The following is a 14892-nucleotide window of genomic DNA, read 5'->3' on the forward strand; positions in this document are numbered from 1 at the left end:
CTTACATTTTCCATCCTACCTCTTACGTCTATAATTTACTTTTCTTCACGCCTTCTTTTGTAATCTTAACAGGATTAATCAATCCGTCTTTGTCAAACGTCATTAAATCTATGCAAGTTACACGATGATTGCCATCTGTTTCGCCTATTGGTCTGCGGTGATAAACAATGTACCACAAATCTTTTTTCTCATTATGCACAACAGAGTGATGACCAGCCCCTCTTGCAATTGTATGATCTTGGGTAAGTATTCTACCTATACGTTTAAATGGACCCAATGGAGAATCGCCAATAGCATAAGCCACAAAGTAATTTGGACCAGTCCAGCCACCTTCACTCCACATGAAATAATATTTACCATCTTTTATGAACATAAAAGAACCTTCGGTATATCCTTCTGGTGTGATCTCTTTAAATGTAGTTCCATCTGGATAGGGAATAAAACCCGTAAAATCTTTATTTAATTTGGCAATGTTACAATGCGACCAGCCACCATAAATTAGATAATACTGCCCGTCTTTGTCTTTAAAAACGAATTGGTCTATCGGCTGTGCCTTATTATAAAATTTATCCACTAAGGGTTTACCCAAATGATCCTTATAAGGACCTTCAGGTTTATCTGCTACAGCAACACCTATGCCGCCAACTTCTTTATCGCTCTGGATGTCATTTGCGCCAAAAAACAAGTAGTACTTTCCATCTTTTTGAGTAATAGATGGTGCCCACATTGCTTTATTAGCCCATTTAATGGATGCTGTATCTATAATTCTTTCGTGTTTTTTCCAAGTAATTAAATCTTTGGATGAAAATGCATCCATAAAAACCTGCTCTTTATATTTTGCTGAATAAGTTGGATAAATCCAGTAAGTTTTACCGAAAATTTGCGCCTCAGGATCTGCGTACCAACCAGGGAAGATAGGATTGCCTGATGTTTGAGCTTGAACAAACAAAGGAAGCAATAAAAAGAAAATGATAAATCGATTTAGTTTCATATTGCAAGATAGAAAATTGATTTGTTTTTAGCTAATTTTGTAATTCAAATCTGTTTTGTCATTCAGAACGCAGCGAAGAATCCACTTTCTCATCTCTTAAATAGATTCCTTCCCGACACATCGGGACAAGCTGTTCCTCGGAATGACAGATCTATTTTGAATAAAAAAAACCTCTACCAATTCTTAACCCAATCTTCTTGTTGCTCTTCATTTAAATAAGTCCAAGCTACAATTCTGGTAATTTTATTACCAGCACTCATTTCACTTGTTCTAATTTCCGTAACTTCTGCTCTATTTAACATCGCATAAACACCAGGCAAATTTTCACTTTTAGAAATCAAACTTGTAAACCAAAAACATTGACTTTTGAATGATTTACTTTCTTCAATCATTTTAGAGATAAAGCCAACTTCTCCGCCCTGTGTCCATAATTCACTATGCTGACCACCGAAATTTAGAACCGGTTTTGAATAGTTCTTTTGCCCAAGATTTCTACTTTTTCTTTGCGAACCAGCAAGCGCCTCTTCTGCCGATGCATGAAATGGAGGATTACAAATTGTTAAATCAAATTTCTCTTCTTTATGAATGATATGCTTAAAGATTTCTCTTTTTGAAGGTTGCAATCTTAATTCAATTGAGTTTTTTAAAGAAGGATTAATATCCACTATATTTTTCGCTGAGCGGGTAGCAACGTCATCGATATCAGAACCTACAAAATCCCACCCATATTCTTGATGCCCGATAATTGGATAAACACAATTTGCACCAACACCTACATCTAATACCTTAACCTTTTTCCCCTTTGGGATTACCTGATGATGGCAAGAAGCTAGTAAATCTGCAGCGTAGTGCATATAATCGGCTCTGCCAGGAATTGGTGGACACAAATATCCTTCGGGGATATCCCAAATTTCTATTTGATAGAAATGTTTAAGTAAAGCCTTGTTTAGGATTTTAACAGCTACTGGATTGGCAAAATCTATAGATTCATCACCATATTTATTAACCGACACAAAACTTCTCAGCTCAGCACAAGAATTTGTCAATGCTTTAAAATCGTACCTTGAACGATGTTTATTCCTTGAATGTAAAGTGCTTTTTTCAGCTCCAGACTTTTCCATTAAACAGTTTTAACATCATCTTCACTGTAATCGTTAATATCTGTAATATATCCATTAGTCAGTAAAAATTCAAATAATGGTTTTGCATCTGGTGTTACAGGCATATTGCTTGTAGAAATGACTGTATTGGTCTTTTTATCTATAAAGGGATAAGCAAAAAGTTTTACATTCTGGGTAAACATGTCACTCACATAAGCCAATAACTGACTAGAGTAATTATCGCCAAAATTTTTAGAATTAAATACAAACTTTAAATTGTTAATGTTTGTAGAAATACCCACGCTTTTGGGTTTACAACGACCTAAATATTTGGCTAATCTGTTGTGTCGTGTAAAATTAGAAACGATAACCAAGTTGCCAGTCGCACACATCTCTTCTGCTCTTTTTGCTACGGATTCCAAATCGATATCATCGGGCGTCTCTTGTTCGCTGGTTAAAACATTGGTTAACAAAACCTCAATCATAACAGCCAAATTACCTTCTTCCACTTTGTTTGTGCGTTTAAATTGATCGGTAGCCTTATTAAACAAATTAAAGTTAGGTAATGATTTCTGTCCAAATTTAGTGCGCAAAATCATGATATCTTTTTTGTACAATAAATCCTTAGCCTGACGAGGGTGGCCATCTGCATCAAAAATTGCTGCTGCAGAAAAGTCTTTCATTATCAAATAAAGATTTAACAAAGTATTATTTACTTCAGCAAAAACAGGCCCTTTTACAGAAATTAAGTCTATCTCTACAGAACCGATAGTTAAGTTATCCACTAAAGATTCAACCATCACCTTTGGTTCGTTGTGATGGTAAAAAGCAGCGTAAACCAAGTTAACACCGATAATACCCAACACACGCTGTTGCATATTTACATCAGTATCAAATAAGCGAACATGAAAAAAAACTTCGTTTGGCAAACCGCCAGGTTCTGTTTGGAAACAAATGCCTACCCAACCATGAGGTTCATTGGTACGTTTAAAATTTAGCGTGGTCACCGTATTTGCAAAAGCAAAAAAAGTACGGCTTTCATATTTTTCGCCCAGCAAACGTTCGTTTAATAAACTAAATTCGTGGTCCAACATACGTAAAAGCCTATTCTGACTTACATATCTACCAGAGGTCTCTGCTCCATAAATGGCGTCACTAAAAGTCATGTCATAAGCAGACATGGTTTTAGCAACGGTACCAGCAGCTGCACCAGCAGTGAAAAAATTACGAGCTACTTCTTGGCCTGCACCTATTTCTGCAAATGTGCCATAGATTTTCTCGTTCAAATTTATTTTTAGTGCCTTCCGCTTCGTATCAAGGATTTCTCTTTCCATCGTGCAAAAATAGTAAAAAAGGTTAAAGGTATAAGGTTTTAAGGCTTAAGGATAATCAATCTAAAAAAGAAAAGGATACATCTTTCGACATACCCTTTTCAACCTTAAACTCAAAATCAAACTTATTGTATTATGAAACTACAATTTCTTTATGCGCTTGTTTAGCATCGTCTATCTTACCAATAGTGATATATAAAATACCATTGGTGTATTCTGCGCTTATTTTATCAGCATCAACTCCTTCAGGCAATACAAATGACCTTGCAAAGGAGTTGTATTCAAATTCTTTACGTGTATAATCTTTTTGTGTATCTGCTTCTACTTTTTTCTCTGCCCAAACAGAAAGATTATCTTTTTTCAAGTCTATTTTAAAATCTTCTTTATTTAATCCAGGAGCAGCTAACTCAATTTTGTATTCATTAGCACCTTCATAAATGTTTACATTAGGCACTTTATTTACACCGTGATTTTTATTTAATGCATCACTAAACAAAGAATCGAAAACATTGTTAAAATAAGGTGCTGTGTTTCTCGTTTTGTTGTTAAATTTTACTAAAGTCATTTTTATATCCTCCGTTATTTTATTTTTTAAATTATAATTGTTCCTATTCAAACCTTATTCCAAACCAAATATCTATGTTTTTTAAGTCATTTTGGCGCAAAAAAGAAAAATCAACAGACAAAAAGTCAGTTTCAGTAGGTCACGTCGACACTTTTAAGTATAAAACCAGTATTGAAATGCGTTTCGCAGATTTAGATATGATGGGACACGTAAACAACGCCATCTACTTCACCTATATGGAAATCGGCAGAACCAAATATTGGAAACACGCCATTAATTGGGATTGGAAAACTACAGGTGTAGTGATTGGCCAAGCATCTATAGATTATATTGCACCTATTTTTTTAGAAGATAAAGTGAGCATGTACGTTCGCACTTCGCGAATTGGCAATACCAGTTTCGATTTAGAATACCTTATTGTAAAAGATGTAAACGGTAAAGAAGTAACCTGCAGCAAAGGCAAAACAGTTTGCGTAGCTTATGATTATGGCTCTAAAACCCCATCGGCCATACCAGATAAGGAAAGAAACAAAATGATAGCGTTTGAGCAATTGGAGAGTTCTTAAAAAAAATTCCGTGACTTGTCATCCTGAGTCTGCGAAGGATCTCTACTTTGATTTCACTTTAGAGATTCTTCCTTGGTCAGAATGACAAAAACACTAAGGTGTTATCTTACCAGGATTTAAAATCCCATTTGGGTCAAAAACGCTTTTTATACTGCGCATTAAGTTCAAATGGATTTCACTATATTTAATCGGCATGTAATCTTTTTGAACCAAACCAATGCCGTGCTCTCCTGATATTGTACCGCCTAATGCAGTTGTTAGTTCAAAAATTTCTATAATTCCGTCCTTTAGTTTATGCCTCCAATCATCATCGCTCATTCCGGCTTTTATGATATTAATGTGCAAGTTACCATCGCCTGCGTGACCATAACAAACACTTTCGAAACCGTATTTAGATCCAATTTCTTTAATGCCATTTACTAATTTAGGTAAAGCGGCTCGTGGCACAACAGTATCTTCTTCCTTATAAACGGAGTTTGATTTTACCGATTCAGCCATCGTTCTACGCATCCTCCACAATTCTTCCTTCTGCTGAGCAGTATCTGCAAAAAGCACTTCAGTACATCCAAATTCTTCGAGCACCATATTTACTTTTTCGCAATCTTTAAAAATCACATCTAAATCGTCTCCATCAAACTCAATCATCAAGAAAGCATTCACATCATCCTTTAAATCGAATTTTATTTCATCAAATTTAATTACCCATTCCACTCCTTTTCGCTCCATAAATTCTAGAGCAGAAGGTGTCACTCCAGCTCTAAAAATTGCAGAAACAGCACCACAGGCTTGTTCGTTTGTAGAGAAAGAACCTAACATCAATACTGTTAAGCTTGTCCTTGGAATAAGCTTAGTTACAATTTTTGTAACCACTGCCAATGTTCCTTCAGAACCAATCATCAATTGTGTTAAATTATAGCCTGATGCATATTTTAAGGTATTAGCACCTGTCCAAATCACATCTCCATTTGCTAAAACAACTTCTAGGTTAAGAATATATTCACGAATTGTTCCATATTTTACTACTCTTGGCCCGCCAGAACCGTGTGCAACATTCCCACCAATGAAACAAGACCCTTTACTACTTGGGTCAACAGGATAAAGCAAACCTTTTTCTGCTACTGCATTCATAAATTCCTCAGTAATTACACCGGGTTCTACAGTTGCTTGCAAGTTTTCTGTATCGATATCAATAATAGCTTTAAACTTCTCCATCGATAGCAAAACACCACCAAAAATAGGCAATGCCGCACCGCTTAAACCTGTACCACCGCCTCTTGGCGTAACCGGAATTTTGTAACCGTTGCAAATTTTCAATAAAGCAGAAACGCTTTCTGTATCAGTTGGCTTAACCACAACTTCGGGATAGTATTTTAAATCTTCCGTTTCATCGTGAGCATAATTAGCTAGAGATTCATCATCTACAAAGACATTTGAAGCACCAATTGCATTTTCAATTTCTGCTAAAATAGCGCTGGTTATTTTAGTGTATTCCATTTTATTTCGAAGAAGTATAACTTAATTGTACAAATGAATGCCCTATTTCTCCTGGCATCATTGGATGTATTTTTCTAATTCCAACTACTATAGTTAATAGAAAAGAGTAATTAGACAATAACTCATCTATTATATTTTTAACAACCGTTTCTAGTAGTTTTTGAGTTTCTTTCATTGCTTTGGTAATAATGGCATTTATTACTTCATAGTTTACTGTATGCAGCAAATCTTCTGTATCGCCAGATGGCGTAAAAGTTACCTCAGCATCTACCAAAAAATGGTTTCCTGTAAGCTGTTCTTCAGGATAAAACCCATGGTAAGCGTAAAATTTTACGTCTTTTAAAGCAATAGTCTGTACAAACATTAGGTTTAAATTATTTAAAGCAAGATTTAAGGGCAAAATTAAATTTTTATGCGGTTTTTACTAGTCATTACACTAAATTATTACCTTTGATTTTACCAGATTATCAATCCAAATATACTGTAAAAGATGAACCGAGAACGATTAAAATAATTGTTTTAATCGTAAAAGCTCCATCTGACCAATAAAAAATAATATAAAAAACAGATGAATAAATCAGCCAAGAAAGACCTTTACGAAGCACCAGATTATTACCAGTTAGATGAACTTTTATCTGAAGAACATTTATTAATTCGCTCAACCGTAAGAGATTGGGTAAAAAAAGAAGTTAGTCCAATAATTGAAGACTATGCGCAAAGGGCAGAGTTTCCAAAACATTTAATTAAGGGTTTAGGAGAAATTGGCGCTTTTGGCCCTACTATTCCTGTAGAATATGGGGGCGCTGGTTTAGATTATACCGCATACGGTATTATCATGCAAGAAATTGAACGTGGCGATTCTGGCATTCGTTCTACTGCTTCTGTTCAGGGTTCCTTGGTAATGTACCCTATCTACGCATATGGAACAGAAGAACAACGCAAAAAATATCTACCAAAATTAGCTACGGGCGAATTAATGGGTTGTTTCGGTTTAACTGAACCAGACCACGGCTCTAATCCAGGCGGTATGGTTACTAACATTAAAGACAAAGGCGACCACTATTTGCTAAACGGCGCTAAAATGTGGATTTCTAATGCGCCATTTGCCGATATTGCTGTAGTTTGGGCAAAAGATGAAGAAGGTAAAATAAGAGGGATGGTTGTTGAACGTGGAATGGATGGCTTTACAACTCCAGAAACCCATGGCAAATGGAGTTTAAGAGCATCTGCTACTGGAGAATTGGTTTTCGACAATGTTAAAGTCCCAAAAGAAAATATTTTCCCTGACATTAAAGGCTTAAAAGGACCATTAGGTTGTTTAAACCAAGCTCGTTATGGTATTGCCTGGGGAGCTTTAGGTGCTGCTATGGATTGTTACGACACTGCCCTTCGTTATTCGAAAGAACGTGTTCAATTTGGCAAGCCAATTGGCGGATTTCAATTACAGCAAAAGAAATTAGCCGAAATGATTACTGAAATCACAAAAGGCCAATTATTAGTGTGGCGTCTAGGCACGCTTAAAAGCGAGAACAGAGCAACGGCAGAGCAAATATCTATGGCAAAACGTAACAGCGTAGAAATCGCTTTAGACATAGCAAGAAACGCCCGTCAGATGTTAGGTGGAATGGGAATTACTGGAGAATACTCTATTATGCGCCACATGATGAACTTAGAATCGGTTGTTACTTACGAAGGAACACACGATGTTCACCTATTAATTACTGGAATGGACGTAACAGGATTAAATGCTTTTAAGTAGGGGCAAGATTGGGCAGGATTAGATTGATTTTCTGGATTACCAAGATTAAAATATAGAAATAAGTGAAGCCAAATGGAAATAGAAGACATTACTTATAAGGTAAATGGTTGCGCAATGAAAGTTAACAATACTTTAGGTAATGGTTTTCAAGAGGTGATTTATCAGCGTTGTTTAGCTATAGAACTTAACAGAGCAGGATTAATATTTGCCAGAGAAGTTGAACAAACAATATATTATGATAATATAGAAGTTGGGAAAAGAAGGGCAGATTTCATTATAGAAAACCAAGTTGTAGTTGAACTTAAAGCATTAATTAATCTTGAAAACGTACACTTGGCTCAAGCAAAAAATTATGTTGTTGCCTATCATTTTCCTATTGGTTTATTAATTAATTTTGGAGCAACAAGTCTTCAATTTAAAAAGATATATATTTCAAATAACAACTACTTGAAATAAACATTTTCCTATCCAAATAATCTTGAAAGCCCTATAAGCCTGACAAGCACTTTTTTTAACTATAATCTTGCTATTCCTGTAATCCTGATAAAACATTTTTTCTTAATATTACACCATAATCCTGATAAATCTAGATGAAGAACTATAAAAAATACATACCCCTACCTGCACCACCAGAAGAAGTTTATTTAGCGTTGACAAAACCCCAAAGCATTCAGCTGTGGACAGGTGCTGAGGTTGAATTTACGGAAGAAGCTGGCACTGAATTCTCTTTTTGGGATGGTGATATTGTTGGCAAAAACATTGAGTTTGAACCTAATAAAAAAATTGTACAACAATGGTATTTTGGGGATGACGGTGAGCCATCGATTGTAACCATCAAACTTCACGAAGATAAAAAAGGAACATCATTAGAATTTGTTCAAACTAACATTCCTGATGAAGATTATGATGATTTTACTTCGGGAATTGAAGAATATTTTTTAGGCGGACTAGCTGATTTCTTCGAAATAGAATATTAATGTTAAGCGATTTAGATAATTTCTACCTTAAACGTGAAGAGCCTACCAGAGGTTGTTTATTAGCGATGAAGGAAATTATTCTAAAACACAACAACCTAATTACACATAAGTGGAAATATAAACTGCCATTCTTTTGTTATAAGGGTAAAATGTTGTGCTATATCTGGTTTCATAAAAAATTTAAGAAACCTTATTTAGGATTTTATAATGGTGCACTAATTAACAATGATGAACTATTAGCAGAAGACAGATCAAGGATTAAGATTTTTTTATTTGATGTAGAAGAAGACTTACCGATTGAAAAGATTAATAGTATCTTAACACAAGCTATCTATATTTACGACAACAAAATTAACGCTAAATGAAAAAATTAACGCTGCCCTCTCTCCTTGTATTGATCATATTTATTAGTTCTTGCAGTACACCCTCTTATTTCGTTCCTGCTGCCACAGGAAATGATGTGTCTTATTTACCAAAACCTATGGGGTCTGATTCCATTAAGGTTAAAAATTATATAAGTGCAAGTCTTGCTGGATTAGATTTGCCCTATGGCTCTGGGTCCATTGATATGGGCTTTTTAAACTTTAGTAGAGGTCATACTTTCAAAAACATAAATATAGCTTATGGTGCTTATGGTTTTGCTGGCGAAACCAGTTATGATAGCGAATACAACAAGCAAAATGCCATCACAGAGTTAGATGGAAAAAGTGTTTTTGGTGGTGGCTTAAGAACATCTATTGGTTACTATGATAATGCTGGAAATGCAGAGTTTAGAATTCTAAGCTGGGAAAATGCGCTAAGTTTTGAAAATGGAAGTTACTCCACATTCAGAAAAAAAATGAAAGGATTAAATGACCCAAATGTTATAAGTTCAACAAAAACAACCTTATACACTACTGGTATCGCTAGCGAAATCACTTGGCATACTAAAAGCAACTATAATAATCAGTTTGCCATTAGATTGTTTTATGGATTTACACCCGGGTTAAACAAGAGTCTTCAAAATTCATCAACTATGTACACCGCTAATGGCGGTTCTTTTAGCTCCTCTTTTTATTTTAAATTAAAAAAACTTTATGGAATTATTGATATTGGTGCAAGCAAAGGTGGGACAGGAAAACTAAGCTTAGGCTATTCTTTTTAGACAAAACAAACTTTTGGCATCATTAAATGTTCTAATCCTAAATCTTAAATCATGGGAAGAACATTAGGAATCATATTAATTATACTCGGAATTGTGTTATTGGTATGGACAGGATTTACTTACACTAAAAAAGAAAAAGTAATTGATGCAGGCCCAATTCAAGTTTCTGCTGATAGAGAGAAATCTGTTAACTGGCCACCATATGTAGGCGGAATTGTATTAATTGCAGGCGTGATTGTATTTGTTGGATCGAGGAAGAAATAAATAAAGCTGTTTGTCATTCTTAGTGCAACGAAGAATCTCAATAGCGAATCCACATTTTAGATTCTTCGCAGGCTCAGAATGACAAAATTTATAAAGTTACTTTATTTCCTCACTAGAAACAATCTGAACATTTTCTCTCAAATTGTAATGCGAAGCCATTACTTCGCCATAAGCGCCAGTACTTCTAATTGCAATTAAATCATTTCTAAAAGTCTCTGGCAATTCAACTTCCTTACCGAAACAATCTGTGCTTTCACAAATTGGCCCAACTACGTCGTATTTTACAATCGCTGACTCAGGACTATTGACTTCAGACTTTGGACTGATATTTTCGATTTTATGATAAGCTTGATATAATGCTGGACGCATTAACTCGGTCATACCTGCATCTAAAATGATGAAGTTTTTCTTTTTACCATTTTTCACATACAGCACTTTGCTAATTAGAGATGCGCTTTGTCCAACCAATGCCCTACCTAATTCAAAGTGAACTTCCTGATAAGGCTTTACTTCCAAGAAGTCTGAGAATATTTTAAAGTATGATTTAAAATCGGGTATCTGTCCATTTGGATTATGATAATCAATTCCCAGTCCACCACCAACATTTAGAATGGTTACCTTAAAGCCGTGGTCTTCAAACCAGGCAGCAAATTCGTTAACACGAATGCAAAGGTTTTTATAAACATCCATATTGGTAATTTGCGAACCGATATGAAAGTGAATACCAACAAACTCTAAATTGGGTGAAATATTTAAAATAGCTGCACAGGCGGGCATATCCCATGAATTTACGCCGAATTTATTTTCATCTAAACCAGTGGTGATGTTAGCGTGGGTATGCGCATCAACATTTGGGTTAATACGAATAGCCACTTTAGCAACTTTCTGTTTTGCCTCGGCCAATTCATTAATTACCTGCAATTCCTGAACAGATTCTACGTTGAAGCAGAAAATATCATTATCCAATGCATCATTAATTTCCTTATCAGATTTCCCTACACCAGCAAAAACGACTTTATCTTTAGAAAAACCAACTTCAATAGCTTTTTTAACTTCACCTCCACTTACACAGTCGGCACCAAAACCAATCTTTTCAATTTGCTTTAAAACTATCGGATTAAAGTTTGCCTTCATTGCATAATGAACATGAAACTTGTAAACGCTTGAAGCTTCTTCACAAGCTTTTAACGTACGTTCAAGCAAATTTAAATCGTAATAGTAAAATGGAGTTTCTAAATTAGAGAAATGTGCTATATCTTTATCGGAAAACATAATCTTTGAAATTTCTATTAATATTATTCTTGGTCTTTTTGGCAATCATGTATGCCGGTAATTATTTCGATTATAGAAGAGGTAACATTACCAGAAAAGAGTTTGAAAGAAGAGTTCGACTTTCCTTTGTACTACTTTTATTATTTGTCCTAATCTACGTATATCTTAGAAAGCGATTTTAGTTATTCAAAAATCCTATCGTGTAAGCTTCTTAAGGCTTCAACCTTGTTTTCTGTTCCAACTAGAAGTGAAATGTTATAAGCACTTCCTCCATATGAAATCATTCTTACTGGAATATGTTTAATTGAATCTAAAACTTTAGCCGCATAACCATGTTTTTCTGCTCCAAAGTCACCTACAACACAAATAATCGATTGGTCTTTATCAATTTCAACACTTCCGAAAGAGTTTAGTTCTTTTACTATTTCCTCTAAGTTATCTGTAAAATCTATAGTTAATGAAACTGCAACCTCAGACGTGGTAATCATATCAATTGGAGTTTTATATCGCTCAAAAATCTCGAAAATCCTTCTTAAGAAACCATAAGCCAAAAGCATTCTACTCGATTGGATTTTGATCGCTGTAATTCCATCCTTTGCTGCAATAGATTTGATTTTACCTTTTTCACTCTCCGTACTAATTACAGTACCCAAAGCTTTAGGCTCCATTGTATTTAATAAACGAACAGGGATTTTATATTTCTGCGCTGGAAAAACTGACTGTGGATGCAGGATTTTTGCACCAAAATAAGCCAACTCAGCTGCTTCATCAAAAGACAAATGAGAAATTGGTTTAGTTCCTTTCACAATTCTAGGGTCGTTATTGTGCATCCCGTCAATGTCAGTCCATATTTGAACTTCTTCTGCTAAAATTGCAGCCCCTAATAATGATGCTGTATAATCACTTCCACCTCTGCGTAAATTATCAACCTCGCCAAAGCTATTTCTACAAATAAAACCTTGTGTAATGAATAAGTTATTTCCTTTGTGTTTGGCTAATAACGGCGTTAAATGTTCCGTAGTAAAAGGAATATCTGGCTCATTATCCTCATCAATTTTCATAAAATCTAAAGCAGGTAAAAGCACAGAAGGCACTCCTATCGACTTTAAATAGATATGATATAAAGTGGTTGATAATAATTCACCCTGAGCCAAAACAACTTTATCTTCTATATTGGTAAATAAATCATTAGCTAAAGAAGCTAAAAAATTAAAATGATAATCTACTACTTCCTGGCCTTGCTCTCTAAAATCGCCTGCTGGCAAAAGCTCGATCACAAACTCATTATACTTTTGGTTTAATGCCTTTATTAATTTGATAGCCTCATCCTTTTCTTCCTTCAATAACTTAGAAGAAATTTCCACTAAACTGTTTGTTGTACCAGACACCGCTGATAATACAACTATTTGTTCTTCAGCCGGATTAATAATATCCAACAGTTTTGTCATTCGCTCAGGACTACCTACAGACGTTCCACCAAATTTTAATATTTTCATTTTTAATTTTAGAATGCGTATTTTTCTTATTATTGTATCGGGGCGTGAAAATAAGGAAAAGAGGTCTAATTTTCGCCAAAATGACAAAATAAAATTCTGATAACGTTCTCGTAAATAGACGTGAACAATTTTAATTTTGTTTTGTATTTATAATACTTACATCAATCAATTTAAAAAATGCAATTAGAAGAAAGCACCCTTGCAACAATTAACGAATGGCTTAATGGCAATTACGACCAAGAAACAAAAAGTTCAATTCAGGCCTTATTAGACAATAATTCGACTACTGAATTAACAGATTCATTTTATAGAAGTTTAGAGTTTGGGACAGGTGGCTTGCGTGGAATTATGGGGGCTGGTTCTAACCGCATTAACAAATATACTATTGGAACTGCTACACAAGGCCTGGCTAATTACTTGAACAAAAAATATCAAGGAGAAAAAATTAGCGTGGCAATTGCACACGACAGCAGAAACAATTCTGACTTTTTTGCAAAGATTACTGCAGATGTTTTTTCTGCAAATGGCATTAAAGTTTACTTTTTCTCAGCGTTGCGTCCAACACCGGAACTTTCATTTGCTATACGTGAATTAGGTTGCAAAAGTGGCGTGATGTTAACCGCTTCCCATAACCCTAAAGAATATAATGGCTATAAGGCTTATGGTAATGATGGCGGCCAGTTTACCTCTCCGGATGACAAAATGGTAATGGATGAAGTTGCTGCCATTAAAAGCATTGACGAGGTTAAATTTGATCGAGTTGAAAGTAATATTGAGTTAATTGCAGAAGCAATTGATAAAAGTTATTTAGATAAAATTACTGCACTTTCAGTTTCGCCAGATGCAATTGCTCGTGAACGCGATTTAAAAATTGTTTACTCTCCTATCCACGGAACTGGAATTACACTAGTACCAAAAGCTTTGGCGCAATTCGGTTTTACTAATGTTAACATAGTTGAAGAGCAAAGTAAACCAGATGGAAATTTTCCAACTGTTGTTTATCCAAATCCTGAAGAAAAAGATGCTTTAAGTTTAGCGATAAAAAAAGCTGAAGAGCTTGACGCTGACTTAGTTTTAGCAACGGATCCAGATGCTGACCGTGTTGGTATTGCTGTTAAAAACAATGACGGAGAATTTATTCTTTTAAATGGAAACCAGACTGGTAGCTTGTTAATTAACTATTTATTAACCGCTTGGGAAGAAAAAGGAAAATTAACTGGAAATGAATACGTTGTTTCTACAATTGTAACCACAAGTTTAATTAAAGCCATCTGTGATGCTAAGAGCGTTGAATACTTTAATACTTTAACAGGATTTAAGTGGATTGGCCAGGTAATGACACAACAACAAGGCAAAAAAACCTTTATTGCAGGTGGTGAAGAAAGCTATGGCTATTTAATTGGCGATTTAGTGAGAGATAAAGATGCAGTGATTTCTTGTGCATTTATTGCCGAGATGACTGCGTTTTATAAAGATAAAGGCAGTAGCTTATATCAAGCAATGATTGATATGTACGTTACTTACGGAATGTACAAGGAAGATTTAGTTTCGATTACCAAAAAAGGTAAAACTGGGGCTGAAGAAATTAAAGCTATGATGGAAACATTTAGAAATAATCCACCAGCAAAACTGGGTGGTTCTGAAGTGGTTACCTTAAAGGATTACGAATTAAACAAAGAAACAGATATTAAAGCAGGTTCTAGCAAGGAACTAGGTTTTCCAAAATCTGATGTATTGCAATTTATTACTGCTGATGGTAGCATCATCTCTGCCAGACCAAGTGGCACAGAACCTAAAATCAAGTTTTATTGCAGCGTAAATACGTCATTAGAAAGCGCAGAAGACTTTAAAGCTACTGAAGAGAAACTAGCAGAAAAGATTAAAACAATAATGGAAGATTTGCAAGGATAATAAATTGTCAGTTTGAGCGGAG

The 14892-nt window shown here is 35.0% G+C and carries 16 protein-coding genes; 8 read left to right on the top strand and 8 right to left on the bottom strand.

What is annotated here, in order from left to right:
• Positions 1-28 precede the first annotated feature (28 nt).
• The 4 genes from EZ428_RS07430 to EZ428_RS07445 form a co-directional block, all read right to left on the bottom strand.
• Positions 29-991 (bottom strand): glycoside hydrolase family 43 protein, encoded by a 963-nt coding sequence (locus EZ428_RS07430; RefSeq protein WP_131552528.1) that lies wholly within the window; start codon positions 989-991, stop codon positions 29-31.
• A 173-nt stretch (positions 992-1164) separates the two neighbouring features.
• Positions 1165-2112 (bottom strand): 23S rRNA (adenine(1618)-N(6))-methyltransferase RlmF, encoded by a 948-nt coding sequence (gene rlmF, locus EZ428_RS07435; protein ID WP_131552529.1) that lies wholly within the window; start codon positions 2110-2112, stop codon positions 1165-1167.
• A complete protein-coding gene (locus EZ428_RS07440; RefSeq protein ID WP_131552530.1) occupies positions 2112-3425 on the bottom strand; it encodes a nicotinamide mononucleotide adenylyltransferase in 1314 nt (437 codons plus the stop codon). The genes rlmF and EZ428_RS07440 overlap by 1 nt, the downstream gene beginning before the upstream one ends.
• A gap of 130 nt (positions 3426-3555) precedes the next feature.
• Positions 3556-3987, bottom strand: coding sequence for an Hsp20/alpha crystallin family protein (locus EZ428_RS07445; protein WP_131552531.1), 432 nt, complete (start codon positions 3985-3987; stop codon positions 3556-3558).
• A gap of 74 nt (positions 3988-4061) precedes the next feature.
• On the opposite strand from EZ428_RS07445, the gene EZ428_RS07450 reads away from it, so the two are divergent.
• The gene (locus EZ428_RS07450; protein WP_131552532.1) at positions 4062-4553 is read left to right on the top strand and encodes an acyl-CoA thioesterase; all 492 of its coding nucleotides are present in this window, start codon (positions 4062-4064) and stop codon (positions 4551-4553) included.
• Between the two features lie 93 nt (positions 4554-4646).
• Here the strand turns inward: EZ428_RS07450 and EZ428_RS07455 are convergent, their stop codons facing one another.
• Both EZ428_RS07455 and EZ428_RS07460 read right to left on the bottom strand, forming a co-directional pair.
• A complete protein-coding gene (locus tag EZ428_RS07455) occupies positions 4647-6047 on the bottom strand; it encodes an FAD-binding oxidoreductase (RefSeq protein ID WP_131552533.1) in 1401 nt (466 codons plus the stop codon).
• Between the two features lies 1 nt (position 6048).
• Positions 6049-6411, bottom strand: a complete 363-nt coding sequence (locus tag EZ428_RS07460) for a dihydroneopterin aldolase (RefSeq protein ID WP_131552534.1) — start codon at positions 6409-6411, stop codon at positions 6049-6051.
• 204 nt (positions 6412-6615) lie between these two features.
• Between EZ428_RS07460 and EZ428_RS07465 the strand changes: the two genes are divergently transcribed.
• The 6 genes from EZ428_RS07465 (at position 6616) to EZ428_RS07490 (ending at position 10191) form a co-directional block, all read left to right on the top strand.
• Positions 6616-7806 carry an acyl-CoA dehydrogenase family protein gene (locus tag EZ428_RS07465; protein ID WP_131552535.1) on the top strand — a complete coding sequence of 397 codons (1191 nt, stop codon included), beginning with the start codon at positions 6616-6618 and terminating at the stop codon, positions 7804-7806.
• 72 nt (positions 7807-7878) lie between these two features.
• Entirely contained in the window at positions 7879-8262 is a 384-nt protein-coding gene (locus tag EZ428_RS07470) for a GxxExxY protein (protein ID WP_131552536.1), read from the top strand.
• A gap of 134 nt (positions 8263-8396) precedes the next feature.
• Positions 8397-8783 (top strand): SRPBCC domain-containing protein, encoded by a 387-nt coding sequence (locus tag EZ428_RS07475; RefSeq protein WP_131552537.1) that lies wholly within the window; start codon positions 8397-8399, stop codon positions 8781-8783.
• Positions 8783-9148, top strand: coding sequence for a DUF1801 domain-containing protein (locus tag EZ428_RS07480; protein WP_131552538.1), 366 nt, complete (start codon positions 8783-8785; stop codon positions 9146-9148). The genes EZ428_RS07475 and EZ428_RS07480 overlap by 1 nt, the downstream gene beginning before the upstream one ends.
• Positions 9145-9927, top strand: coding sequence for a hypothetical protein (locus EZ428_RS07485; protein ID WP_131552539.1), 783 nt, complete (start codon positions 9145-9147; stop codon positions 9925-9927). Before EZ428_RS07480 ends, EZ428_RS07485 begins: the two co-directional genes overlap by 4 nt.
• Positions 9928-9978: 51 nt before the next feature.
• The gene (locus tag EZ428_RS07490; protein WP_131552540.1) at positions 9979-10191 is read left to right on the top strand and encodes a DUF3185 family protein; all 213 of its coding nucleotides are present in this window, start codon (positions 9979-9981) and stop codon (positions 10189-10191) included.
• A 96-nt stretch (positions 10192-10287) separates the two neighbouring features.
• On the opposite strand, the gene lysA is transcribed toward EZ428_RS07490, so the two are convergent.
• Together lysA and EZ428_RS07500 are read right to left on the bottom strand one after the other, a co-directional pair.
• Complete coding sequence (gene lysA / locus EZ428_RS07495; RefSeq protein WP_131552541.1) at positions 10288-11463, bottom strand: diaminopimelate decarboxylase; 1176 nt, start codon at positions 11461-11463, stop codon at positions 10288-10290.
• A 182-nt stretch (positions 11464-11645) separates the two neighbouring features.
• The gene (locus EZ428_RS07500; RefSeq protein ID WP_131552542.1) at positions 11646-12959 is read right to left on the bottom strand and encodes an aspartate kinase; all 1314 of its coding nucleotides are present in this window, start codon (positions 12957-12959) and stop codon (positions 11646-11648) included.
• 177 nt (positions 12960-13136) lie between these two features.
• On the opposite strand from EZ428_RS07500, the gene EZ428_RS07505 reads away from it, so the two are divergent.
• Positions 13137-14870 (top strand): phospho-sugar mutase, encoded by a 1734-nt coding sequence (locus EZ428_RS07505; RefSeq protein WP_131552543.1) that lies wholly within the window; start codon positions 13137-13139, stop codon positions 14868-14870.
• The last annotated feature ends 22 nt before the right edge of the window (positions 14871-14892 follow it).

The sequence above is a fragment of the Pedobacter frigiditerrae genome (genome assembly GCF_004331645.1).
Lineage (GTDB): Bacteria > Bacteroidota > Bacteroidia > Sphingobacteriales > Sphingobacteriaceae > Pedobacter > Pedobacter frigiditerrae.